This window comes from Brucella sp. NBRC 14130 (genome assembly GCF_040371715.1).
Taxonomy (GTDB): domain Bacteria; phylum Pseudomonadota; class Alphaproteobacteria; order Rhizobiales; family Rhizobiaceae; genus Brucella; species Brucella intermedia.
The window spans coordinates 48,445-72,008 of sequence record NZ_BAABTE010000004.1; the positions used below are offsets into that span (position 1 = coordinate 48,445).

Genomic DNA, 23,564 nt, shown 5'->3' on the forward strand with positions numbered 1-23,564 from the left:
TTGGGTGGCATAATGCCATCCTTCGCCTTCGACCATCAGCGGATGATCGAAGTCAATTGTGGCAATGCACAGGAAATATCAGGATTGTGTGTGGAAGCCGTCAACTTCCGCCAAGGTCTAGCCTCTGTCGTTTTCCAGCCAGTCGGCAAGCGAGCGGCGGTTTGCGGCGCGCCCGCGCATCGGTTCGGCCATGCACATGGAATTGAGAACGGCTTCCTGCGTAGACTCAACTGCCGCGCGGAACAAGGTATCGATGCGGTTTTCATTGAGCACGGCAATCTCGACCACATCACGTGCTTCATCGTGATCGAATGTCACCGCCGTCGAAAAGCCGATGGCGATATCGCCGCTTCCATGGCCCCAGAAGGCGCCGAGACGCGCCAGCCCTGCGCCGCAGCGGCGCGTCACGCGCTTCAACTGGCGGTGTTCCATCGGAACATCGGTCGCGAGCACCAGAATGACGGAACCCTTTTCCGGCTGCGCTTCGGCCTTGGGCGAGGGCCTGCGTCCATCGGGAAGAACCAGATCACCGGCGCGACCGAAATTGGTCAGCGCCAGAACGCCGAGATGATGCACCTTGCCGCCCAGTTCGAACTGGCGCGAGGAGGTGCCGATGCCGCCCTTGAAGCCGAAACAGCTCATGCCTGTGCCTGCACCGACATTGCCTTCGCCAACAGTCGTTTCAGCAAACTTCAGAGCTTCCCTTGCGTCAGCTTCCGTAACGGCCATCGCCTGAATGTCATTGAGCGGGCCATCATTGCATTCCAGAACGACCGGATTGACGGTTGCCGTGGTGCGGCCAATATCGGGATTGGCCGCAATCGCCTCGCGGATCAATGCATTGGCGCAGGTTCCGACGCCGAACGTATTGGTCAGCAGGATGGGCGTTTCCAGCGTGCCCAGTTCCTCGACCTGCACGAGACCGGTGCTCTTGCCGAACCCGTTGATGACATCGCAAGCGGCCAGCACCTTGCGGCGATACAGGTTGCCGTCATGCGGGATGATCGCCGTCACGCCGGTGTTGATGTCGCCGCTGCGCAAGGTGCGGTGCCCCACGCGCACGCCCGGCACATCGGTGATGGCGTTAGTCTCGCCCGGCTGCATGATGCCGCAAATGATGCCGTAGTCGCGTGCCTTGCCTGTCATGGTCATTTTCCGTTGATGCTAGAGCATTTCCAGCAAAAGTGCGAAGCGGTTTTGCGTAGGATAATGCGACAAAACAAATAGATAGAGCATTTCCAATGATTCAAGGAAACAGGAAATGCTCTAGGGGCAGGGCGTCAAAGACGCCCGGCCTCGATGATGCGTTTGAGGAAAGCCTGCGTGCGCTCCCCTTGCGGATTGCCGAAAATCTGCGACGGAGGGCCTTCTTCATAGACCTTGCCGTTTTGCAGGAAACAGACCTTGTCCGCAACCTCGCGCGCAAAACCCATTTCATGCGTGGCCAGAACCATGGTCATGCCCTTCTTGGCAAGATCGCGCACAATGTCCAGCACTTCCGACACCAGTTCCGGATCGAGCGCCGAAGTGATTTCGTCGAGCAGCAGCAGCGTCGGGTCCATCAGCAGGGCGCGCACGATGGCGACGCGCTGTTGCTGCCCGCCGGACAGGCGGTCCGGATATTCCTTCGCCTTGTGATCGAGCCCGATGCGTGCGAGCAGCGCCAGACCTTTTTCCTGGGCTTCCTTCACCGGCATGCCCAGCACCTTCGTCGGGCCAAGGGTGACATTTTCCATCACCGTCATGTGCGGGAACAGATTGTAGCCCTGGAACACGATGCCGATCTCCCGGCGCAGAATGTCGAGGTCGACGCCCGGCCCGGTTACCCGGTCGCCGTGCAGGCGGATTTCGCCTTCGTCGATGGTTTCCAGCCGGTTGATGCAGCGCAACAATGTGGACTTGCCGCAGCCCGAAGGACCGATCAGGCACACGACCTGATGTTCCTCGATGGTGAGGCTGATGCCGGACAGAACTTCCAGCGCGCCATAGCGCTTATATGCCTTGTCGATTTCTACGAGTGCCATTGTCCGTCCCCTTACATGCTCGAGCGCATTTTTCTGCGATCACGTTCGATCAGGCGATCGACAAAGCGGGCCTGCGGAATGGTGATGACGATGAACAGGATGGCGACAGTGGTGACAGCCGACAGGTTGAAGTAGTTTGCCGCGATGATCTTCGACTGGTTGAAGGCATCGATGGTGCCGATGATGGCGACCAGCGCGGTATCTTTCTGCAGGCTGATGCAATTGTTCATCAGCGGCGGAATGATGCCGCGCACGGCAAGCGGCACAACCACATAGCGCATGGTGCGCGCATAGGAGAGGCCGAGCGAACGCGCCGCCGCAATCTGGCTTGGGTGCACGCTTTCAATGCCCGCGCGATAGACTTCCGACGTATAGGCGCCGTAGGTCAGCGTCAGCGCGATGATGGCATAGGCGTTGGACGACAGGTCTTTCAGGATCGGCAGGCCGGTCAGCGGCAGGCCGAAACCGATGAGATAGATCGTGATGATGGCTGGAAGCCCGCGAAACAGATCGCTGTAAAGCGTTGCAAGCACGCGGATCGGCTTGCCAGCCTTGCCCGGCAGGGTGCGCGCAATGGCGATGACGAGCGCCCAGACGAGGATGAGTATGGCCGAGACGAAGAAGATGACGATATTCGTGCCGAAGGCCTTCAGCACCGTGCCCGCCGATTTGGCGATCAGGCTGACGTCGAAGAAGGTCCGGCTGACGGCTGCGTCATTGACGATCATGAACCACGCGCCGGCGCAGATGATGAGGACCGCCACCGCATAGGAAATCACCTGCCAGGAAAGGTCGGACGCCTTTGCACCGAGTTCGCGGCCCCGGTAAATGTCCGCGCTCTTTCCGGATTCGCCCGAAATCTGCACGGCGCGCCATGCGAACCACAGGACGGCGAGCGGCGCCAGCAGCAAGGCCGTGCCGACCGCGACGACGGGCAGTTCGGGCCAGCCCTGCGAAATCGTATAGGCCGAAACGCTATAGACCGTCTGGCCCGCAGCCAGAAGGGTGAGGAAGGAAAAGACGAAAGCGAACAGGGAACGACCGCCATGGGTGCGAACCTTGTTTCGGACACGCCATTGCCGCGCGCGTTCCGCGCCTGCATCCGGTGCCGGATAAGACATGATTTATTCTCGCTGAAACAGTATGGGGAACAGTCGGTCCGGGCCGCAACCGGCGTTGCGGCTGCGACCCGGGAACCGTCAGATCAAGGCTTCCAGAGCGGAACGTCGGAAGGCGACGTACCCCAGGATGGAAGCAGATAGGCGGCTTCGAGCTTCTTCAGCGTGCCGTCCTTTTCCATGTCCTCGATCAGCTGATCGATGACTTTCTTGTTTTCCGAACCCTTCGGGTAGATGCCTGCGGTCTGGCCGCCGGACTCATACTTGCCGACGACCGCCAGCTTTCCGTTGGAATTGTGCACCTGTCCCAGAATGATCGAAAGATCAGTCATCACGGCATCGACCTTGCCTGCGGCAAGGGCGGTGAACATCGACGCCGTATCGTCGAACACGTCGAGGCTTGCGACCTTCAGCGTGTCCTGTGCGAACGGAACCAGCGTCGTACCGGCCTGCGTGCCGATCTTCCCGGTCTTCATGTCGGCTTCCGTCACCGGCTTGTCGGCGCGCGCGGCGACACCGTAGGCGGAACTCATGTAAGGAACCGAGAAATCCACGACCTTCTTGCGCGGTTCGGTGACCGAGATCAACGCGAGCGCGATGTCGTAATCCTTGTTCTGTCCGGCCACGATGGAATCGAATGAGGCGTTGACGAGCTTTACCTTGTCGAGGCCCAGACGATGCGCGATGTTGACGGCCATGCAGAATTCATAGCCGTCCTTGATGGTATCGGGCGTATCGCCGTTGAACTGGCCAAGGGCGGGCAGGTTGATGATGACGGTGAACTGTCCGTCGACCGCCGGATTGATCTTGGCCGAACCCTTTTCACCGGTCAGCGGGCAGTCGCCGTAACCTTCGGTGGCTGCCGATGCGGTTCCCGCACCTGCCAGCGCTGCCGCGCTGGCAAAAAGTGCACCATAGGCTGTCTGTTTCAGTAGTCTTTTTATTGTCATTTTCCCCTCTTGCTTTCATTTTTTGAGGTTAAGGTTGAAATACCGGCTCCGCTCCCGTGCGAGCCATGTCCATGTAGATCTCCTGCAGACGGCGGGTGAGTGGCCCGGGCTTGCCGTCAGAGACCGTGTGATCCTGAATGCCGATGATCGGCGTCACGAAGCTCGATGCGCTCGTGAGGAATGCTTCCTTGGCGGCCTTTGCCTCATCGACCGTGAACAGGCGCTCCTCGATGCGAAGGTTCTGTTCTTCCGCGATCTTGATAACGGCGCGGCGCGTGCAGCCTGGCAGGATGGCATGCGAGTTCGGCCGCGTTACCAGCACATTGTCAGCGGTGATGATGAATGCCGTCGAGGAGCCGCCTTCGGTGACGAAGCCGTCTTCGACCAGCCAGACCTCGTGGAACCCCTTGCTCTTGGCCTGTTTCTTCGCCAGCACCTGCGCCAGAAGCATGACGGTCTTGATGTCGCGGCGCGCCCAGCGCGTATCCGGCGCAACGTCCACCCGCACGCCGTTCTGGACCGATGGCGCATTGGCGAGGTTCTTCGCCTGCGTGAACATGACGAAATTGGGCTTGATGTCATCCGTGTAGACGAAATCGCGTTCGGCTTCGCCGCGCGTCACCTGCATATAGACGACGCCTTCGTGCAGCTTGTTGCGGACGATGAGTTCGATCTGCGCGGCGCGGATCGCATCCAGCGAGGCGGGCAATGGTATTCCGAGTTCCTTGACGGAACGCTCCAGACGAGCCAGGTGAAGTTCGTTATCGACGAGACGGCCATCGATGACAGCGCTGACTTCGTAAATCCCGTCACCAAAAAGAAAGCCGCGATCGAACACCGACACTTTCGCTTCATTCTCAGCGACGAAAGCGCCGTTCAAATAAATTACCCTGGCCAAAACACGTCCTCGGACATCTGTGTGATTGATTGGTCCGGACGGTAGGAAAAAACTTTTGGAGCGGCCAATGCTATGTTTTGCAATAACTATGCAGAAATTGCATAAGGGGCAGGGGCGGCGAAACAAACGCGAGCGGCAGTATGAGAGACGGAAGATCGCCTCTCATACTTCAGGCATCGGCGCGGCCAACAGCCTTTCAAATCATTGCGCGGGGCGGGAGAGGGGGAGCCCTTTCTTGCCAGCGTAGAAGACCAGAATCGTTGCTCCCTCCTTGCCGGTATAACCCCGGTGAGCAATATCAACCGTTTCCGGCAGCACCTCTCCCGCCTTCAAGGTGCGTTTTTCACCGGTGGATTTTTTCTCCACGGTTAGAACCCCCTCCAAGACGTAGCCAACATTCGGGGCCGGATGTTCATGCCACGCCAGACGTGTGAAAGGTGAAATGGTAATTTTCAAAATAGAGAGCTGAGGCGTACCTTCCGGATAGGACTTGTAAACCGTCCCATCCCACGATTGTTCGGACTCCAGTAGTTTTTCACTCTTCACGCCGGGGGTGTTATTGGCATCCGCATGAGCGGACAAGGAACAAACAGAGAGAAAGAATACAAAAAACACAGACTATAAATATATAAGCGCATTATCATCCTTCCACGGTGGAAAAATCGTTTCTCGGATTACGTAATGATATATACATTCGGCATGACTTGCCGCAACACCTATATATTTGACTGGTATTTCAATTTTTACACTACCTATATTCAATTCCCACTATGACAGATCACCTGCATTTGAATTGAATAATCGCCCAAAAACTTTCAAATCTATTTACATATACATTTTCATGAGAACATCTGCGAAATCGGGTTTCGGCATGGTGAGCCGATGACGTTTTCATTTGCAATTAGTGTAGAAGAAAATAAGCGCTAATTATGATCATACGCATCACCTCCCCCTTGAGAAGGCCCGCCCCATGGAACTGAAATGGCTGGAAGACTTCATCGCGCTGGCGGCAACGTCGAGTTTCTCGCGCGCGGCAGATACCCGTCATGTGACGCAATCCGCGTTTTCCCGCCGCATCAAGCAGCTTGAACTCTGGCTGGGCGTCACACTGGTCAACCGGGCGACATTTCCGGCCGAACTTACCCGCGAGGGACGGACCTTCCTGCCTGTCGCGCAGGAGACCGTTCGCCAGTTCTACAACACACGCAAGGCGCTACAGCCGAGCCGCGAGGTTCAAAACCCCGTCCTCACATTTTCAGCGCTGCACACGCTGACGGTCACCTTCTTCCCCCACTGGCTGAAGCAGATCGAGAATGACATTGGCGGCATACGCTCACTGCTCAGTCCGGATCGTGGCGGCTTCGAGGACAACATAGCGACGCTGACGGAAGGGGAGGTGCATTTCTTCCTGACCTATGCGCACAGTTCGGTGCCGATCCTCATCGACCGCACGCAATTTCCCTATATCGTGCTTGGCACGGAACGGCTGTTGCCCGTCTCGCGCCCTTCGCCCGCAGGGCCGACGCTCGACCACGCCATTGCCAGCGGAGAACCGCTGCCATATCTGAGCTATGGCGACTTTTCCTTCTTCGGGGCCGTATTGTCGCAGAAATTTGCATCTGGCAACGCGTTTGAGCGTCAGGTAGTCCACGAGAACACCATGTCGATCGGCCTCAAGGCCATGGCGGTTGCCGACTGGGGCACCGCCTGGCTGCCGGAGAGCCTCATCTACGACGAATTGCGGCGAGGCGAGCTCGTACCGGCTTCTGCCGATCCCTACTGGGACGTCACTGTCGAAATCCGCATCTATCGTCATGATGCAGCACTTCCGGCCCATGCGGAAAGCTTCTGGGAATATTTGCAGGCAAAAGATCGGGCAATATCCGAAAAGGGCGATTGACAGCACCCCGCCGTCAGCGCTGTAAAAGGCAACATATCTTCAGCCGGTAGCAGGGGACACATCGCGGCATGAAAGTTACCATTGAACAGACGCTCGATCAGGCAGGTACGGGCGCATTTCAACGCGGTCTTCTGGGCGTGTTCGGTCTGGTCTGGGCCGCCGACGCCATGCAGGTGCTGGCGGTCGGCTTTACCGGCGCATCCATCGCGCGGACATTCGGGCTCACCATCCCGCAGGCATTGCAGACCGGCACGCTGTTTTTCCTCGGCATGCTGATCGGCGCTGCCGCATTCGGCAGGCTGGCGGACAAATACGGTCGTCGTCGCGTGCTTCTGGTTACCGTCGCCTGCGATGCCGTGTTCGGGTTGCTTTCGGCGTTCGCGCCAAATTTCGGCATTCTGCTTGCCCTGCGCTTCATGACGGGTGTGGCAGTGGGTGGAACCTTGCCGGTCGACTATGCGATGATGGCGGAATTCCTGCCCGCGAGGAACCGTGGCCGCTGGCTCGTGATGCTGGAAGGTTTCTGGGCGGTCGGCACGGTTATCATTGCGCTTGCGGCCTGGGCGACAAGTCTCGCGGGCGTCGAGGATGCATGGCGCTATATCTTCATCGTCACGGCAGCCCCGGCTCTTATCGGCATCTGGCTGCGCCTCTGGGTGCCGGAATCCCCGATGCATCTTCTCAAGTCGGAACGCCCGGAAGAAGCGAAATCGGTCATGAACCGCGTGCTTCGCCGCAACGGCAAGCCGGAACTGCCGCCGAAAGCCCGCCTCGAAGCGCCGCTCATGGTCACGAATGAAAAGCTGCTCTCGCCCAATCTGCGCCAGCGCACGCTGACGACACTGGCGATCTGGTTCCTTGTTTCGGTTTCCTATTACGGCATTTTCACCTGGATACCGGCAAAGCTCGCCGGTGACGGCTTCGGCTTTGTCCGCGGCTACGGCTTCCTTGTCGTGGTTGCACTGGCGCAATTGCCGGGCTACGCGCTTGCCGCCTATGGGGTCGAGGCGTGGGGGCGCAAGAAGACGCTGATTGCCTTCCTGTTCATCAGCGCTGCCGCCTGCGCGCTCTTTACCGTCGCCAACAGTTCGGCAGTTGTGGGTGCGTCCATTCTCATCATGAGCTTTGCGCTGCTTGGCACATGGGGCGCGCTCTATGCCTTCACGCCGGAGCTTTATCCGACCGGATTGCGCGCAAGCGGAATGGGAGCGGCAGGCGCGATGGCTCGCCTTGGCGGTCTGCTCGCGCCATCCGCGCTGGCGCTCGTCATCAGCCAGAGCTTCTATGTGGCAGTAGCACTGTTTGCGGGACTTCTGGCGCTGGCCGGCATCATCGCCTTCTTCATCGATGTGGAAACGCGGCAGAAGGCGCTCGACTGACGATCAGGCCCGGAAGCCAATCCGCTTCCGGCTTGTTCAGCTATGCTGTATTCGCCAGCCACTGACTTCGGTAGGCGGCATAGGCCTCGTTGCCTGGCTTGAATATCCTGCCATGTTTCTCGGGAACGGTTGCGCCTGCAAGCAATCCGGCGCCAAGCGCGGTGCCGGTCGATCCCGTGACCGCTTCAACATCGCGGCCCGTAAAGTTCGCGAGGGCTTCAAGATAGGTCACGTTTCCGGCAAACGGACCTTCGACAATGACAGGGCCATCGGCACCCAACAGCCGAAGACAGGTTTCCGTCATCAGCGCGGCATAGATGCAGGCCGCAACATGGCGCTTCGCATCGCTGGCCGTCTCCGCATTGATCCAGCGAAGGCTGGAATGCGGGTAGGGGCCGCAGCCGGGAACGGCTGAAGGCAGCGCCATGATCCGCCGCTCCAGCACCCGCGCCACAATATCAGGCAATTCGGCGGCCGGAGGCACGGACAATCCCTCGGTCATGAGGTCGAATTCGCGCCCGCCCATGTAACGGGCAGAAGGCACCGCTCTTCCATAGGCATCCACATTGGCCAGCGTGTCGCGCGCGGGGTCCAGCCCGTCGAGGTTGCCGCCAACGGCAAAACTGACGACCCATGTCCCGGTCGAAACGACGGAAAACGGACCTTCGCGATCCATCAGATGCGCCAGCAGCGACGCGTTGGAATCGTGGATGCCGCAATGAACCGGCACAGACCGGCTCAGGCCGATTTTCTCGGCAATTTCAGGAAGCACGTCGCCGAGCGCATCGAAGGCGGAGCGAAGCGGCGGAAATTTCTCGCGGATGTCCAGCCGGTCAACGAGGTGCGAGAAGGCGGATTCCTTCGGCAGCCATAGATCGGTGTGGCACCCGAGCGACGTCACTTCCGTAGCCGCTATGCCGGTCAGGCGCCACGCCCAATATTGGGGGTAGGTGAATATGAAATGGGTTCGCGTAAAATCGTCTGGAAACGCGGTCTTCAGAAAATGAAGCTGCGCACCAAGGTTGAGGCCGAGCGAAAGCGACGGGGAAAACGTATCCTTGAAATCGGGTTTGATGGCGGCATAGGCGGCACGGATTTCTGCCGGATAGTCGAGTTCATAATCGAGGACAGGCATCGCCAGAGTGCCGTCCGCCGCGACAAGGGCGGCTGATGCGCCATGCGTCGTGATTGAAATGGCGTCGAAGCCCGGATCTCGGGCAAAAGCTGCAAGACTTTTCAGGAAAAAGCGCCACAGCCCATCAATGTCATAATGCGGATAGGGACCATGGCGCAGCACCGTATTGGGCATGCGGCTGGCGGCAATCTCTTCGCCGCTCGCGGCATCAAGCACAACGACTTTGGCATTTGTCTTGCCGATATCCAGAATGGCAATGTGTTTCATGGGCGCTTCATGGCATATGAAAGACAGGCTTGAGGTCCACCGAAACCGGCGAGTTGTCCGGATTGGTCGCCATGATGTCGGCCATATGCGCCCACCACTTTTTCATCACCGGATGATCGGGCAGGGCGGCCATGCCGTGATTGGCACTGCGCGTCAGCACGCCGAACAGGGCATTGCTCTCCTCATCGAAATAGATGGCATAGTCCGACACGCCAGCCTTGTGCAGGAGTTCCACCAGTTCCGGCCATATCGCGTCATGGCGGCGGCGATATTCCGCTTCCATGCCGGGGTTTAGCTTCATGCGAAATGCATAGCGTTCACTGGTCATGCCGCGCGCCTCGCCCTGAGCTGCCTGATGAGGATGGGCAGTGAAATGGTGACGATCAGAAGCAGGCCGATGAAGATCGACATGACGATGCCCGGCACGTTGAGAAGACCAAGGCCGAAGGTCACGAGGCCCATCACGAAGGCGGCGATCACCACGCCGACGATCGTGCCCGAGCCGCCGAGGATCGACACGCCGCCAAGCACCACCATGGTGACGATTTCCAGTTCCCAGCCCTGCGCGATGGACGGCCGCGTGGAGCCGAGGCGCGAGGTGAGGCAGACGGCGGCGATACCGCTCATCACCCCGGTCATCAGGAAAAGCACGAACTTGGTTTTCTCCACCGGAATGCCGGAAAAGCGCGACGCAAATTCATTGTTGCCGATGGCATAGATGCGGCGCCCGAAACTGGTCCGGTGCAGGAGCACGCCGAACAGCACGGCAAAGAGCACAAACAGCGCGAATTCGAACGAGATCACCCAGAACACATAGCCCTGTCCGAAATAGGCAAAGCTCTCCGGATAGCCGCCAAAGGCCTGATCGCCGAGCACGATATAGGAAATGCCCCGAAACAGGCTCATCGTGCCGATGGTGACCACGATGGAGGGCAGTTTCAGCCCGGCAACCAGCCCGCCATTGATCGCGCCGCAGACAAGACCCGTGCCGATGCCGATGACGACGAGGCCGGGAGTGCCGACGCCAGCCTGCGCCGCCGCGCCCATGGCCGTGGAGGCAAGCGCGATGATGGCGGCGACCGAAAGGTCGATTTCACCGGAAATGATCAGAAGCGTCATCGCGAAGGCGATCAGTGCCTTTTCGGTGAAATTGAACGTGGCGTCCGACAGGTTCCAGGCATTGAGGAAATAGGGCGAGGCGAAGGAATTGGCGATGAAGATCGCAATCGCCACGCCAAGCAGGAGCATTTCCCAGCTTGCGAAGATGCGCGAGAAAGGCGTTCCGAGCCGGTCGGGAATGTGACGGCGCTGTTCGTTATTCATGCCGCAGCCTCCTCATAAGTCTTTGCGGCCTTGTCGCGCAGGATGATGCGTCCGCGCCGCTTTTCCTGCCGCGCATTGAAGATCACGGCCAGAATGATGACGGAACCGGAGATCGCCATCTGCCAGAAGGGCGATATGTCGATGACCGGCAGGGCGTTCTTGATGACGCCGAGGAAAAGCGCGCCCAGCACCGCACCGGCAACCGTACCGATCCCGCCAAGCGTCGAGATGCCGCCAATGACGCAGGCCGCGACGCTGTCGAGTTCGAACCCGGCGGCTACATCCACATAGGCGACGGCATAGCGCGAGACCCAGAGATAGCCGCAAAGCCCGGCAAGCGCGCCCGACAGCACGAAGGCGAAGAAGCGCGTGCGCCCCACATCGATGCCGGTATAGACGGCGGCGGTCGGGTTGCCGCCCGAGGCATAGAGCGCGCGCCCGAAGAAGGTCCGCGTCAACAGAACATAGATCAGAGCAACGATCAGGATCGCCGTCCAGCCAAGCAGCGGCAGGCCGAAAACCACCGTGCGGGGCGTGTTGAGAAACGGTGCCGTCATCTGGTGCGCATTGACCCACGCGCCGCCGGAGAGCACGAAGGCCATGCCGCGATAGATGGTAAGCGTGCCAAGCGTGACGACAATGGCCGGAATGTTGAGCTTCCAGACGAGAATGCCGTTGATCGCACCAAGAACGGCACCGATGCCAATGGCCAGCACGATGAGAAGCACCAGCGGGAGCCCGGGGTAGGTGGCGTTCAGCATCGCGACCGCCATGCCGGTAAAGGCGAGATTGGCGGCGACCGACAGATCGATGGATTTTGTCAGGATCACCGCCATCTGCCCGAGCGCGATGATGATCAGGATCGACGTATCGTTGAAAATATTCGCCAGATTTCCGGCGTTGGCGAAGCCCGGCGCGCGGCTTGCGAACAGCCCCACCATAAGCGCGATGATAACGAGGAGCAGGAGTTCGCGCTGCTTGAGCAACTGTTTCATCGTCTACTCCGTATTTCCGGTGGCGGCGCGCACGAGCACTTCGGCATCAAGGCTGGCCCGCTCGAAGATGCCTTCCATCAGCCCTTCGCGCATCACCATCACCCGGTCCGACATGCCGATGATTTCCGGCAGTTCCGACGAGATCATGATGATGCTCAAGCCTTCTGCCGCCAGTTCGCTGATGAAGGCGTGGACCGCGGCCTTGGAGCCGATGTCGATGCCCTTGGTCGGCTCGTCGAGAATGATGACCTTCGGGCTGGTGGCAAGCCACTTGCCGATGACGACCTTCTGCTGGTTGCCGCCGGATAGGGTTCCGACAGGGACCGAAAGTGCGGCGGCGCGCAGGTCGAAACGCTCGGCATATTTGCGCGCCAGCGCCAGTTCTTCCGCCATGCGCAGAAAGCCGTTGCGTGACGTGCGGGCAAGCGAGGGCAGCGACACATTCTGGAAGATCGGCAATTGCAGCACGGCGCCGTGGCGTCCGCGCTCTTCCGGCACATAGACGATCCCATGCGCCACCGCATCGCCGGGGCGGCGGATGCTGATCTCGCGGTCTTCCAGCACGACACGGCCGCTCGAAGGCCTGGTGATGCCGAAGAGCGACTGCGCGAACTCCGAACGCCCAGCACCGACAAGTCCATAAACGCCGAGAATTTCACCCTTGCGCAGCTCAAATGAAATGTCGCGAAATTCGGTCGGATGCGAATAGTTTTCAACCTTCAGCACGGGCTTGCCGATGGCGACATCCTGCTTGGGAAAAGCCTGCTCGACGGAGCGCCCGACCATCATGCGCACGATATCATTCTGCCGCGTATCGGCCAGCGCGCCGTGTCCGACAGCGTGACCGTCGCGGAAAACGGCATAATTGTCGGCGATTTCATAAACTTCATCGAACTTGTGGCTGATGAACAGGATGGCCTTTCCCTGCGCCTTCAGCCGCGCCACGATGCGGAACAGATCGTCCACTTCCTTGCGCGACAGCGCAGCGGTGGGCTCATCCATGATGACGATGCGCGAATCCACCGACAGCGCACGGGCAATGGCGACCAGATGGCGCTGCGCGATGGACAATTCCTTCAGCTTGATACGCGCATCGACGGTCGTTTCCAGCGACGACAGCAGCGCCTGTGAGCGCGCATAGACGGCCTTCCAGTTGACAAAGCCCAACCTCGTGCGCGGCGCATGGCCGAGATAGATGTTTTCGCCCACCGACAATTCGTCGAAAAGCACGGTTTCCTGATGAATGGCCGTAACGCCGTGATCGGTCGCATCCTGCGCCGTCGCGAAATGCACCGGCTTTCCGTCGATGAGGATTTCGCCTTCGTCGGGCTGGTAGATACCGGTCAGGATTTTCACGAGCGTGGATTTTCCCGCGCCGTTCTCGCCGATCAGCGCCGTCACCTTGCCGGGGTAGAGCGCGATGTTCACGTCATCAAGCGCTCGCACACCCGGAAAGGTCTTGGCTATGCCGCGCATTTCCAGAATGGGCTGGTCCGTGGCGGCAAGCGCCGGCTCTCCGACGGATTGGCCCCCGGATTGGCCGTTGGATAGAAAGGCTGCATTCATCGCAGATACCTGAAATCGGGTTTGGAAAGCGACAGGCGGCATTGGGTGCGACACCCAATGCCTCTTTTGTGCGCGCATCTTTTCCGAAAACCGGTTTCCACCTTTCGGGATGCGCTTTTCCGATCAGAAGACCTTGGAGAACTCGTCGATGTTCGACGCGTCATAGACGAACGGATCGCTCATCGCGGCTTCGCCGTTATCGCCGATCTTGATCTTGCCCATGCGTCCGGCTTCGATTTCCGAACCCGGCTTGCCATCGGCATCGCCCTTGACGAGGTGATAGGCAATCTGGGTTGCCGAATAGCCGAGGTCGATCGGGTTCCAGATCGCGAATTCCTTGGTCGCGCCCGACTTGATCGCGCCCGCCATTTCGGAGGGAAGGCCAAGGCCCGTCACATAGACTTCGCCGATCTTGCCCGCATCCTTCACGGCCTGCGAGGCGGCGAGGACGCCGACGGTGGTTGGCGCCACGATGACCTTCACATTCGGGTTCGAGGTGAGAAGCCCTTGCGCTTCGCGGTAGCTCTTGTCGGCTAGGTCGTCACCGTAAACAGTCGTCACCAGATTGAGGCCGGGGAAGTCTTTCAGCTGCTTCTTCATCTCGCCGATCCAGATATTCTGGTTGGTCGAGGTGGTGGTGGCAGACAGGATCGCGAAATCGCCCTTGCCATCCGGCAGGTGATCGGCGGCAAGCTTGAGGCACATCTTGCCGATCAGTTCGTTCGAGGACGGATTGAGGTGAACGATGCGGCCTTCAGGCGCGACGCCCGAATCCCACGAGATGACCTTGATGCCGCGCTGCGCGGCTTTCTTCAGGGCAGGGACGACCGCATCCGGGTCGTTGGCAGAAATGGCGATTGCGTCAACGCCCTGCGCGATCAGGGAATTGATGACCTCGATCTGGCCTTCCGCCGTCGTCGTGGTCGGGCCGGTATAGATGACCTCTACGCTATCCCCTCCCTTGGCCAGTTCCTTGGCGGCTTCCTGCGCGCCCTTGTTGGCAGCTTCAAAGAAGCCGTTGCCGAGCGACTTTGCGACAAGCGCGATCTTCATGTCGGCGGCCTGCGCGTGGGTGGCCATGAAAGCCACGGCCAGCGCTGTACCCAGTACAAGTTTCTTGAAAAGTTTCATGTCTCATTCCTCCCAGTATAAAGACATATGTTTCGCTTCGTCCGGTTCGGAACCGGAGCGTAAGTCAGGTCCGGCTCAGGCCACCTCGGCGGAACCTCCGCCTTCGTCACCTCTGCCTGCATTTGCGGAAACCTGCGCCACGATGAGCCGGATGCCCGCATTTTCCACCATGCGCCGTGCTTCGTCCGAAATGCCGTCATCGGTGATCAGCGTGCTGACCCGGTCGAGAGGGCAAAGGATGAGACTGGAACGGCGCGTGAATTTGGTTGAATCGACCATCAGGACAAGTTCGTCCGCCTGGCCCATCAGCTTCTGTTCGCTCTGGATGATCAGCGCATCGGACTCCATCACCCCGAGCGGGCTGATGCCCTGACAGCCCATGAACATGCGTCGTCCGTAGAAATTGCGGATGACGTCGTTGTCAAACGGCGACAGGATCAGGCTCTGGTCGCGATAGATCGCGCCGCCGGGCACGATCACCGTACTTTTCGACTGGCGCAGAAGATGTTCCGCTATGGCAAAGGAATTGGTCAGCACCTGCAAACGGCGCGGGGCAAGATAGTGCACCATCTGGAAAGTCGTGGACCCGCCATTGATGATGATGCTGTCGCCTTCCTCGCAAAGCGCCACGGCCTCGCGGGCGATGGCGCGCTTGCGATCCGCATTTTCCGATTCCGAAACCTTGAAGGGACGTCCGGTCAGGCTGGCGAACTGCGGCGGATGGATTGCCTCCGCCCCGCCGCGCACGCGCTTGATGCGGCCCTGCATATGGAGCGACGCGATATCCCGGCGAAGGGTCGCTTCCGACGCTTCCGTCAGTTCCACCAGATCCTGAATGGTGATCACCGGCTTTTCCTGAACTGCGCTCAGGATGATGCGGTGGCGCTCTCTTTCGTGCATGGCTCCTCCTTTTTCTTGTATCGGGCAAAAAGCCTGCGCGTGTCAATCATAAACAATCACAACAGCGCACAATAATCACATTAATGATTGAAGATGATTGTTTGTGATTGACAGCAATTCCTTTCATACGTCATATCTGCCGCTAACATGATCGCTGGCGCATCGGACGGGCACATGGCCCGGACATGCGGATTGCGATCCACCATAACAGCATTGGGAGGATGACATGGTGGCCCAGAGCAGGCTTCTCGAAAACCGGTGGGATGACGCCAGGGCGGCAACGATGGATGAGCCGGGCAAGCTGCTCTATCGCTCCAATCTGCTCGGTTCCGACAAGCGCATCACCAATTACGGCGGCGGAAACACCTCCGCCAAGGTGGAGGAAACCGATCCGCTCACCGGCGGGAAGGTGCAGGTTCTCTGGGTGAAGGGCTCCGGCGGCGATGTCGGCACGATCAAGCTGGACGGTTTCGCCACGCTCTATCAGGACAAGCTCGACGCCTTGAAAGGCATCTATAAAGGCGTCGAGGACGAGGACCGCATGGTCGGCTTCCTGCCGCATTGCACGTTCAATCTCAACCCGCGCGCCGCTTCCATCGATACGCCGCTGCATGGCTTCGTGCCTTTCAAGCATGTGGACCACATGCACCCGGATGCGATCATTGCCATCGCAGCCTCCAAAAACTCCCGTGAACTGACGGCCGAGATTTTCGGTGACGAAATCGGCTGGCTGCCATGGCGCCGCCCCGGTTTTCAGCTCGGCCTCGATCTTGAAGCCTTCGTGAAGGCAAACCCGGACGCCAGGGGTGTCATCCTTGAAAGCCATGGGCTTTTCACCTGGGCCGACGATGCGAAGAACTGTTATGAAACCACACTCGCCCTCATCAACAAGGCCATCGAATGGCTGGACCGGAAGACGGCAGGCAAGGCTGCTTTCGGCGGCGCTGCCGCGCAAAGCCTTGCCGCTTCCGAGCGCCGCGCCATCGCCGCGCGGCTGATGCCGGAAATTCGCGGGCTGATCGGCAAGGACGAGCGCAAGCTCGGCCATTTTGACGATCAGGACGCAGTGCTGGAATTCGTGAACTCGAATAATCTGCATCCGCTCGCAGCACTTGGCACCTCCTGTCCGGACCATTTCCTGCGGACCAAAATCCGTCCTCTGGTTGTCGATTTCGATCCGGCGAAGCCCGATGTCGATGCCCTGGTTGCCGGGCTTGAGGGAGCGCTGGAAGCCTATCGCGCCGATTACAAGCGCTATTACGAAGCGTGCAGGCGCGACAATTCACCCAGAATGCGCGACCCAAATCCGGTGATTTTTCTTATACCCGGCGTCGGCATGCTGTCCTTTGCCCGCGACAAGGCGACGGCGCGCATTGCTGGTGAGTTTTATGTCAATGCGATCAATGTGATGCGCGGTGCTTCCGGCGTATCAGAATATCAGGGCCTGCCGGAACAGGAAGCCTTCGATATCGAATACTGGCTGCTTGAAGAAGCAAAGCTGCAACGTATGCCGAAGCCAAAAAGCCTTGCGGGCCGCGTTGCATTCATCACCGGCGGCGCTGGCGGTATTGGTTTTGCGACCGCCGAAAGGCTGGCGGGCGAGGGCGCTTGCGTGGTTTTGGCGGATATTGACGCAGGATCGCTCAAAACCGCTCACGAAAACCTCGTAAAGCGGTTTGGTGCCGATCAGGTGCGTAGCGTCGAACTGAATGTCACCGACGAGCACGGCGTCGCGAAGGCCTTTGTCGAAGCCAGTGTCGAGCTTGGCGGCATCGACATTCTGGTTTCCAATGCCGGTATCGCCTCATCCGCGCCGGTGGAAACCACCGAACTTTCCATGTGGAACCGCAATATCGACATTCTGGCGACCGGCTATTTCCTTGTGTCGCGAGAGGCATTCCGCCTGTTCCGCCGCCAGAAGATCGGCGGCAATGTAGTGTTTGTCGCATCCAAGAACGGGCTTGCCGCTTCGCCCAATGCTTCGGCCTATTGCGCTGCAAAGGCTGCGGAAATCCATCTGGCGCGCTGTCTGGCGCTGGAAGGCGCGGATGCGGGCATTCGCGTCAATGTGGTCAACCCCGATGCGGTTCTGCGCGGCTCGAAGATATGGGACGGCGAATGGCGCGAACAGCGCGCAGCGTCTTCCAAAATCGAGGTTTCCGAGCTTGAGGAACATTATCGCAAGCGCTCCATGCTGAAGCTGAATGTCTTCCCCGAAGACATTGCGGAGGCGATCTATTTCCTTGCGAGCGACGCCTCGGCCAAGTCGACCGGCAACATCATCAATGTAGACGCCGGAAACCAGCAGAGCTTTCCACGCTGATCCGGGAAAGGCGCGACAGCCCTTGCTTTCGCGCCTTTTGTCCATGAAATTCAGGACATTCTGGGAGGAACCATGTCCGAACAACGCATTGCGGCAGATTTCATCGCCGAGCATAATTCCGGTTTTGAAGACGCCTTGAACAGCGATTATCAGGCGCTTGGCGAACAGCTTTTGCGCCGTGGCATCGAGATCGACAGGATCACCGACAAGGTGGCGGCTTATTTCGTCGCCGTGCCTTCATGGGGCACCGGCACGGGCGGCACACGCTTCGGGCGCTTTCCGGGCAGGGGCGAACCGCGCGGCATTTTCGACAAGCTCGATGATTGCGCGGTCATCAACGAGCTAGGCCGCGCAACGCCGAATGTTTCACTGCATATTCCATGGGACAAGGCTGATCCAAAGAAGCTGAAAGCCCATGCGCAGGCGCTTGGTCTCGGCTTCGACGCCATGAATTCCAATACGTTTGCCGATGCGGCGGACCAGAAGCTTTCCTATAAATTCGGGTCGTTGACCCATGTCGACCCGGCAGTGCGGGCACAGGCCGTCGAGCACAATATCGAGTGCATCGAAATCGGAAAAGCCATAGGTTCCAAGGCCTTGACCGTTTGGCTCAGTGACGGTTCCAACTTTCCGGGCCAGCAGAATTTCACGCGCGCCTTCGAGCGTTATCTGGCTTCGATGGGCGAAATCTATAAGGCGTTGCCAGACGACTGGCGGCTATTCTCCGAGCACAAGATGTATGAACCGGCCTTTTATTCGACGGTGGTTCAGGACTGGGGCACCAATTATCTCATCGCCTCGACGCTTGGGCCGAAGGCGCAATGTCTCGTCGACCTTGGCCATCATGCCCCCAACACCAATATCGAAATGATCGTGGCGCGGCTGATCCAGTTCGGAAAGCTCGGCGGTTTCCATTTCAACGACAGCAAATATGGTGACGACGACCTCGACGCCGGCTCCATCGATCCCTATCGATTGTTCCTTGTTTTCAATGAGTTGGTGGATGCCGACTATCGCGGTGTGGCGGATTTCCATCCCGCCCACATGATCGACCAGTCGCATAATGTCACCGATCCGCTGGAAAGCCTCATCTCATCCGCAAATGAAATCCGCCGCGCCTATGCGCAGGCGCTGCTGGTGGACCGCGAAGCACTGGAAACCTACCAGCGGGAAAACGATGCGCTGATGGCATCCGATACGCTGAAACGCGCCTACCGGACAGACGTCGAACCGATCCTGGCGGAAGCGCGCCGCCTCACCGGTGGGGCCATCGAACCCATTGCCGCATACAGGGCGAGCGGCTACCGCGACAAGGTTGCCAGGGAGCGCCCGGAGAGCAAAAGCGATGGCGGGGCATTCAACTGAAACCCTGTTTGCCACAAAATAGCCACAGAAAGAACGGGCGCTCGCCGCATTTGAGAAGCGTTTTATGACGTTTTTCGTTCGAAAAATCGCGTTTAACGGGCCGTTAGCGCGATTTTCTGAACGTCAGATTGAAGCGAAACGGACCCAATTTTTCATGCTCGCCGCGCTTCAAGGCAAGTATGCCGTGATAGAAGAGGCGCGACGGTCCGCCCCACACAACCACGTCGCCATGGTGCAGGATATATTTCGCGATCGGGTCGGTTCGCTTCAGCCCGCCGAACTGGAAAGTAGCGGGCAGGCCGAGCGACACCGAAACAATCGGCTGGTTGAAATCCTGTTCATCCTTGTCCTGATGCAATGAAAGTTTCGCACCCGGCTCATACCGGTTGATGAGGCAGGCGTCCGGCACGAAATCGGGATAACCGGCTTCTCCGGCGGCAGTCCGGGCAAGCGTGCGAAACGCTTCCGGCATGGCAGGCCAGGGCAGGCCCGTTTCCGGGTCGTCGGTGCTGTAACGATAGCCGCTCCGGTCCGTAACCCAGCCGAAATTCCCGCAATTCGTCATCGCAACCGACATGCGATAACCGCCGGGCGTCGTCATATGCCGGAAGGACGCGGCAGCGGAAACATCCGCCACAGCTTTCAGAACGGCATCCTCGCGGGAAAGCGCAAAGCCGCGCAGAAGCACGGCTCCGGGCGCAAGAACTTCACGCGGTTCGATCTGGTCGAAAAGGTCTCTCATGGGAACTTTCTAGCACAAGAACAGATGACAGCCTCCCGAAACCTGCTTTCAAACTGAAACAGCTGCCGCAACCGTGGAAAGAGGGCCGAATCAGGCCGCATGACCGCACTTTCCGGTGCGTTTGCCCCCTGCCGGACCGCAGCTTTTTGTCGGTCAGCAGCCTTCAGGAGAGACTGGCCAAGTCTAAAATCCAATTTTGCTTATATATGTATAGACAACATATAAAAAAGATGGTCCTATGTCGGTGAGACCACAAAAAATTGCTAAACATTAGTGCCGGAACGAGTAGAAGTTCGGCAACAATATTGTTTTGCCAAAGGTCCGCAGGGGAACATGATGCAGGTTTTATCGCTTTTCGACCTCAGCGGGCGTAAAGCGCTGGTTACCGGTGCGAGCCGGGGACTGGGACAGGCCATTGCCGAAGCGCTTGCCTCGGCTGGTGCCGATGTCGCTATTACAGCGCGCAAGTCCGGCGATCTTTCCGAAACGGCATCCCGTATCGCCGCTCATGGGCGCGCCTCGGCAAGTCTTTCGCTCGATGTGCGTGATGTCGCCGCCTGCGCCTCCGCCGTCGCACAGGCAGCGGAAACGCTTGGCGGTCTCGATATCCTCGTCAACAATGCAGGTTATGAAGAAATCCGCCCGTCGCTCGATGTGGACGAGGCGCTCTGGGAGCGTATCGTTTCGACCAATCTCAAGGGCGCGTTCTTCTGCGCGCAGGCCGCTGCCCGCCAGATGATGGAGAACGGCAAGGGAGGTTCGATCATCAATCTCTGCTCGCTGACCTCCTATGTCGGCGTGCCGACCGCCGTGCCTTACGGCTCCTCCAAATCCGGCCTCATGGGCATGACCCACGCGCTTGCGGCTGAATGGGCGCCTTCCGGCATTCGCGTCAACGGCATTGCGCCGGGTTATTTCCGCACCGCCATGACCGATGTGTTTTACGAGAATGACGACTGGCAGAAGGCGATGCTGGCCAAAATTCCGCAGGGGCGTTTCGGCGCGATGGAAGATGTGGCGGGGGCAGTGGTGTTTCTGGCAAGCGCCGCATCGTCCTATGTCACCGGACAGGTGATACCGATTGACGGAGGCTACCTCGCTTCAATCTGATTTTCCTGAAGTGGAATATCAGCAAGTCGCGAAACAGGACTGAAATAACATCATAAAGCATCTTCCGGTGCTTTGACCGAAATGGGAAACTGCGATGAATATAACCGACACCGGACCTAGCCGTAAAGTTTCAAGCGGACCGGCTGCCGTATCGGTCAACAATGTCAGCATGATCTATAACGGCTTCCACGCCGTGCGTGCGGCATCTTTCGATCTCGCCAAGGGCCGCTTTCTGACCATTCTGGGGCCGTCCGGTTCCGGCAAGACGACGCTCCTGCGGCTCATTGCCGGTTTCCAGAAACCGAGCATCGGCGAAATCTTCATCAATGGTGAAGCCGTCAGCGCCGTGCCGCCGCACAAGCGCTCCATCGGCATGGTTTTCCAGAAGCTCGCGCTTTTTCCGCATATGACGGCGGCTGAAAACGTCGCCTTTCCGCTGAAAATGCGCCGTTTCGATGCGCGCTCCATCCCCGAGCGGGTGGAACGCTATCTCGACCTCGTTCGCCTCAACGGCCTCGGCGGTCGGCGTGTGCACGAACTTTCCGGCGGCCAGCAGCAGCGCGTTGCCATCGCACGCGCCCTCGTTTTCGAGCCGGACCTGCTTCTGCTCGATGAACCTCTGGCAGCGCTCGACCGCAAGCTGCGCGAGGAAATGCAGCTTGAATTCCGCCGTATCCAGCGGGAACTCGGCGTCACGACGATCAACGTCACCCACGACCAGCGCGAGGCGCTCGTCGTATCCGACGAGATTATCGTCATGGATGGCGGCGAAATCCAGCAGATGGCTGAGCCCTCCGAAACCTATCGCAACCCATCCAATGCCTTTGTGGCGAACTTCATCGGCGTCACCAATTTCATTTCCGGCAAGGCATCTTCAATCGACGGCAATCTGGTGCGGGTCGATGCGGGAACGGCTCTGGCAGGCACGGCAGGCGAGGGGCGCGGAGGCGTTGCCCCCGGCACGAATGTTTCCTGCGCAATCCGCGCCGAACAAATCCGCATTGGCGGCAGCGCCACAGCGCATGGAGCACTCGATACCGTGCTCGTAGGCATCGTAACCGACGCGATCTTTGAAGGCGAACGCATCGTCTATGAATTGCGGGTTCCTGCCCTGGGAGACGTGTTGATGCGCGTCTTCGACCACGATCCCATCGGCCACAGCCAGTTTGCGGAAGGTGAGACCGTGCATCTTGGCTGGAACGCCCGCGATCTCATCGTCTTTGCCGCATGACTGAAACATTACGGGGAAACTCCACAGGAGAAACAAAATGAACAATCTGAAGAAGCCTTTTCTGATCCTCGACCGCCGCCGCTTCCTGCAAAGCGCGGGCGCTCTCGCCGCCGCAGCCGGCACGACGTCGCTCGGCCTTTCGCGCGCCTTTGCCGAAGAACCGGCAAAGCCAAAGGAGCTGATCGTGCGCGCCTGGGGCGGCAGCTGGGTGGATGCGCTGAAAGCTGGCGTGTCCGATCCGTTTACCGCCAAGACCGGCATTTCTATCCGTCACGACCTGACGGAAGACAACGAAATCCAGCCGAAGCTCTGGGCTGCGGTCGCGCAAAAGCGTGTTCCGCCGATCCACGTCAACTGGGATACGACCACCAATGCGACCAAATCGGCATTGCGCGGCGTGACGGAAGACCTTTCGGACCTGTCGAACCTCAAGAACACCACCGATCTTGCCAAGCCGGTTGGTCTCGACGGCTATCCAATCGTCAACACATATGGCTATGTCTATGTGCTGGCCTATCGTCCGGAAGCCTTCCCGGATGGCCCGCCGAAGTCGTGGCACGCCCTGCTCGATCCGAAGTTCAAGGGCCGCATCGCGCTTTACAACGATGGCATCGGCTTCCACTTCCCGGCGCAGGTTGCCGGTGGCGGCAAGCTGGAAGACATTCCCGGCAATATGCAGCCCGCATGGGATTTCATCACCAAGGTGAAGCAGCAGCAGCCGCTTCTCGGCGAAGACCCGGATTTCACCACCTGGTTCCAGAAGGGAGAAATCGATCTGGCCTGCACCATTTCCACCAATGCGCGCGAAGCCCAGAAGAACGGCGTCAAGATCGACTGGACCGTCCCGGAAGAGGGCGCGAAGTTCGACACGGACGGCCTGTGGATTCCAAAGGGCCTGCCGGAAAACGAGCTTTACTGGGCCAAGGAATATATCAACTTTGCGCTCACCAAGGATGCGCAGCAGGTCTGGCTCGATGGACTTGGCCTGCCGGGCGTCGTGCCGGGCCTGACCCCGCCCGCCGATCTTGTGAACGATCCGGCCTATCCGACCAAGGACGAGGATTTCAAACACCTCATCCGCATTTCGGCAAAGGTGCAGGTGGAAAACGAGAGCGAATGGTTCTCGAAATTCAAGGCCATCATGCAGGGCTGACAGGCCCTTTATTGCAGGAGCTGCCTTCAGGGGCGGCTCCCCATTCAGATATTC

Annotated in this window: 21 protein-coding genes; 7 read left to right on the forward strand and 14 right to left on the reverse strand. The window is 59.1% G+C overall.

Annotated elements, in window-relative coordinates; all coding sequences use genetic code 11:
* Positions 1-117 precede the first annotated feature (117 nt).
* The 6 genes from ABWW28_RS08885 to ABWW28_RS08910 all read right to left on the reverse strand — a co-directional run bounded on the left by ABWW28_RS08885 (position 118) and on the right by ABWW28_RS08910 (position 5,572).
* A complete protein-coding gene (locus tag ABWW28_RS08885) occupies positions 118-1,146 on the reverse strand; it encodes a DmpA family aminopeptidase (RefSeq protein WP_176587805.1) in 1,029 nt (342 codons plus the stop codon).
* A 134-nt stretch (positions 1,147-1,280) separates the two neighbouring features.
* On the reverse strand, positions 1,281-2,024 hold the full coding sequence (locus ABWW28_RS08890) for an amino acid ABC transporter ATP-binding protein (protein WP_176587804.1): 744 nt from the start codon (positions 2,022-2,024) through the stop codon (positions 1,281-1,283).
* Between the two features lie 11 nt (positions 2,025-2,035).
* Positions 2,036-3,145: an amino acid ABC transporter permease gene (locus tag ABWW28_RS08895; protein ID WP_113474080.1), complete on the reverse strand. Its 1,110-nt coding sequence runs from the start codon at positions 3,143-3,145 to the stop codon at positions 2,036-2,038.
* 83 nt (positions 3,146-3,228) lie between these two features.
* Positions 3,229-4,092: an ABC transporter substrate-binding protein gene (locus tag ABWW28_RS08900; protein WP_151569391.1), complete on the reverse strand. Its 864-nt coding sequence runs from the start codon at positions 4,090-4,092 to the stop codon at positions 3,229-3,231.
* A gap of 28 nt (positions 4,093-4,120) precedes the next feature.
* On the reverse strand, positions 4,121-4,990 hold the full coding sequence (locus tag ABWW28_RS08905) for a D-amino-acid transaminase (RefSeq protein WP_151569389.1): 870 nt from the start codon (positions 4,988-4,990) through the stop codon (positions 4,121-4,123).
* A gap of 201 nt (positions 4,991-5,191) precedes the next feature.
* Positions 5,192-5,572, reverse strand: coding sequence for a cupin domain-containing protein (locus tag ABWW28_RS08910; protein WP_353390806.1), 381 nt, complete (start codon positions 5,570-5,572; stop codon positions 5,192-5,194).
* Positions 5,573-5,960: 388 nt separating this feature from the next.
* On the opposite strand from ABWW28_RS08910, the gene ABWW28_RS08915 reads away from it, so the two are divergent.
* Both ABWW28_RS08915 and ABWW28_RS08920 read left to right on the forward strand, forming a co-directional pair.
* Positions 5,961-6,890, forward strand: coding sequence for a LysR family transcriptional regulator (locus tag ABWW28_RS08915; RefSeq protein WP_021586053.1), 930 nt, complete (start codon positions 5,961-5,963; stop codon positions 6,888-6,890).
* A gap of 68 nt (positions 6,891-6,958) precedes the next feature.
* Positions 6,959-8,269: an MFS transporter gene (locus tag ABWW28_RS08920; protein WP_025090339.1), complete on the forward strand. Its 1,311-nt coding sequence runs from the start codon at positions 6,959-6,961 to the stop codon at positions 8,267-8,269.
* A 40-nt stretch (positions 8,270-8,309) separates the two neighbouring features.
* Here ABWW28_RS08920 and ABWW28_RS08925 read toward each other — a convergent pair whose 3' ends face one another.
* The 7 genes from ABWW28_RS08925 to ABWW28_RS08955 all read right to left on the reverse strand — a co-directional run bounded on the left by ABWW28_RS08925 (position 8,310) and on the right by ABWW28_RS08955 (position 15,586).
* The gene (locus tag ABWW28_RS08925; RefSeq protein ID WP_176587802.1) at positions 8,310-9,671 is read right to left on the reverse strand and encodes an FGGY-family carbohydrate kinase; all 1,362 of its coding nucleotides are present in this window, start codon (positions 9,669-9,671) and stop codon (positions 8,310-8,312) included.
* Positions 9,672-9,678: 7 nt separating this feature from the next.
* Positions 9,679-9,999, reverse strand: a complete 321-nt coding sequence (gene rhaM / locus ABWW28_RS08930) for an L-rhamnose mutarotase (RefSeq protein WP_176587801.1) — start codon at positions 9,997-9,999, stop codon at positions 9,679-9,681.
* The gene (locus tag ABWW28_RS08935; protein WP_121994623.1) at positions 9,996-10,994 is read right to left on the reverse strand and encodes an ABC transporter permease; all 999 of its coding nucleotides are present in this window, start codon (positions 10,992-10,994) and stop codon (positions 9,996-9,998) included. Before ABWW28_RS08935 ends, rhaM begins: the two co-directional genes overlap by 4 nt.
* The gene (locus ABWW28_RS08940) at positions 10,991-11,989 is read right to left on the reverse strand and encodes an ABC transporter permease (protein ID WP_151659518.1); all 999 of its coding nucleotides are present in this window, start codon (positions 11,987-11,989) and stop codon (positions 10,991-10,993) included. Before ABWW28_RS08940 ends, ABWW28_RS08935 begins: the two co-directional genes overlap by 4 nt.
* Positions 11,990-11,992: 3 nt before the next feature.
* A complete protein-coding gene (locus ABWW28_RS08945; RefSeq protein ID WP_376780767.1) occupies positions 11,993-13,555 on the reverse strand; it encodes a sugar ABC transporter ATP-binding protein in 1,563 nt (520 codons plus the stop codon).
* 123 nt (positions 13,556-13,678) lie between these two features.
* Complete coding sequence (rhaS, locus tag ABWW28_RS08950) at positions 13,679-14,686, reverse strand: rhamnose ABC transporter substrate-binding protein (protein ID WP_006468842.1); 1,008 nt, start codon at positions 14,684-14,686, stop codon at positions 13,679-13,681.
* A 75-nt stretch (positions 14,687-14,761) separates the two neighbouring features.
* Complete coding sequence (locus ABWW28_RS08955; RefSeq protein ID WP_100649930.1) at positions 14,762-15,586, reverse strand: DeoR/GlpR family DNA-binding transcription regulator; 825 nt, start codon at positions 15,584-15,586, stop codon at positions 14,762-14,764.
* A 226-nt stretch (positions 15,587-15,812) separates the two neighbouring features.
* On the opposite strand from ABWW28_RS08955, the gene ABWW28_RS08960 reads away from it, so the two are divergent.
* A complete protein-coding gene (locus ABWW28_RS08960) occupies positions 15,813-17,909 on the forward strand; it encodes a bifunctional rhamnulose-1-phosphate aldolase/short-chain dehydrogenase (protein ID WP_176587800.1) in 2,097 nt (698 codons plus the stop codon).
* Positions 17,910-17,981: 72 nt separating this feature from the next.
* On the forward strand, positions 17,982-19,274 hold the full coding sequence (gene rhaI / locus ABWW28_RS08965) for an L-rhamnose catabolism isomerase (RefSeq protein WP_176587799.1): 1,293 nt from the start codon (positions 17,982-17,984) through the stop codon (positions 19,272-19,274).
* A gap of 103 nt (positions 19,275-19,377) precedes the next feature.
* Here rhaI and alkB read toward each other — a convergent pair whose 3' ends face one another.
* On the reverse strand, positions 19,378-20,016 hold the full coding sequence (alkB, locus tag ABWW28_RS08970; RefSeq protein WP_176587798.1) for a DNA oxidative demethylase AlkB: 639 nt from the start codon (positions 20,014-20,016) through the stop codon (positions 19,378-19,380).
* 336 nt (positions 20,017-20,352) lie between these two features.
* Between alkB and ABWW28_RS08975 the strand changes: the two genes are divergently transcribed.
* The 3 genes from ABWW28_RS08975 to ABWW28_RS08985 all read left to right on the forward strand — a co-directional run bounded on the left by ABWW28_RS08975 (position 20,353) and on the right by ABWW28_RS08985 (position 23,510).
* A complete protein-coding gene (locus ABWW28_RS08975) occupies positions 20,353-21,126 on the forward strand; it encodes an SDR family NAD(P)-dependent oxidoreductase (RefSeq protein WP_176588023.1) in 774 nt (257 codons plus the stop codon).
* A gap of 94 nt (positions 21,127-21,220) precedes the next feature.
* Positions 21,221-22,357: an ABC transporter ATP-binding protein gene (locus ABWW28_RS08980; RefSeq protein WP_176587797.1), complete on the forward strand. Its 1,137-nt coding sequence runs from the start codon at positions 21,221-21,223 to the stop codon at positions 22,355-22,357.
* Positions 22,358-22,394: 37 nt separating this feature from the next.
* Complete coding sequence (locus tag ABWW28_RS08985) at positions 22,395-23,510, forward strand: ABC transporter substrate-binding protein (protein ID WP_176587796.1); 1,116 nt, start codon at positions 22,395-22,397, stop codon at positions 23,508-23,510.
* Positions 23,511-23,564: the final 54 nt, after the last annotated feature.

Coding starts and splice junctions, on each gene's coding strand:
- ABWW28_RS08885 (WP_176587805.1), bottom strand. CDS start 1,146: ATGACAGGCAAGGCACGCGACTACGGCATCATTTGCGGCATCATGCAG.
- ABWW28_RS08890 (WP_176587804.1), bottom strand. CDS start 2,024: ATGGCACTCGTAGAAATCGACAAGGCATATAAGCGCTATGGCGCGCTG.
- ABWW28_RS08895 (WP_113474080.1), bottom strand. CDS start 3,145: ATGTCTTATCCGGCACCGGATGCAGGCGCGGAACGCGCGCGGCAATGG.
- ABWW28_RS08900 (WP_151569391.1), bottom strand. CDS start 4,092: ATGACAATAAAAAGACTACTGAAACAGACAGCCTATGGTGCACTTTTT.
- ABWW28_RS08915 (WP_021586053.1), top strand. CDS start 5,961: ATGGAACTGAAATGGCTGGAAGACTTCATCGCGCTGGCGGCAACGTCG.
- ABWW28_RS08920 (WP_025090339.1), top strand. CDS start 6,959: ATGAAAGTTACCATTGAACAGACGCTCGATCAGGCAGGTACGGGCGCA.
- ABWW28_RS08925 (WP_176587802.1), bottom strand. CDS start 9,671: ATGAAACACATTGCCATTCTGGATATCGGCAAGACAAATGCCAAAGTC.
- rhaM (WP_176587801.1), bottom strand. CDS start 9,999: ATGACCAGTGAACGCTATGCATTTCGCATGAAGCTAAACCCCGGCATG.
- ABWW28_RS08935 (WP_121994623.1), bottom strand. CDS start 10,994: ATGAATAACGAACAGCGCCGTCACATTCCCGACCGGCTCGGAACGCCT.
- ABWW28_RS08940 (WP_151659518.1), bottom strand. CDS start 11,989: ATGAAACAGTTGCTCAAGCAGCGCGAACTCCTGCTCCTCGTTATCATC.
- ABWW28_RS08945 (WP_376780767.1), bottom strand. CDS start 13,555: ATGAATGCAGCCTTTCTATCCAACGGCCAATCCGGGGGCCAATCCGTC.
- rhaS (WP_006468842.1), bottom strand. CDS start 14,686: ATGAAACTTTTCAAGAAACTTGTACTGGGTACAGCGCTGGCCGTGGCT.
- ABWW28_RS08955 (WP_100649930.1), bottom strand. CDS start 15,586: ATGCACGAAAGAGAGCGCCACCGCATCATCCTGAGCGCAGTTCAGGAA.
- ABWW28_RS08960 (WP_176587800.1), top strand. CDS start 15,813: ATGGTGGCCCAGAGCAGGCTTCTCGAAAACCGGTGGGATGACGCCAGG.
- rhaI (WP_176587799.1), top strand. CDS start 17,982: ATGTCCGAACAACGCATTGCGGCAGATTTCATCGCCGAGCATAATTCC.
- alkB (WP_176587798.1), bottom strand. CDS start 20,016: ATGAGAGACCTTTTCGACCAGATCGAACCGCGTGAAGTTCTTGCGCCC.
- ABWW28_RS08975 (WP_176588023.1), top strand. CDS start 20,353: ATGCAGGTTTTATCGCTTTTCGACCTCAGCGGGCGTAAAGCGCTGGTT.
- ABWW28_RS08980 (WP_176587797.1), top strand. CDS start 21,221: ATGAATATAACCGACACCGGACCTAGCCGTAAAGTTTCAAGCGGACCG.
- ABWW28_RS08985 (WP_176587796.1), top strand. CDS start 22,395: ATGAACAATCTGAAGAAGCCTTTTCTGATCCTCGACCGCCGCCGCTTC.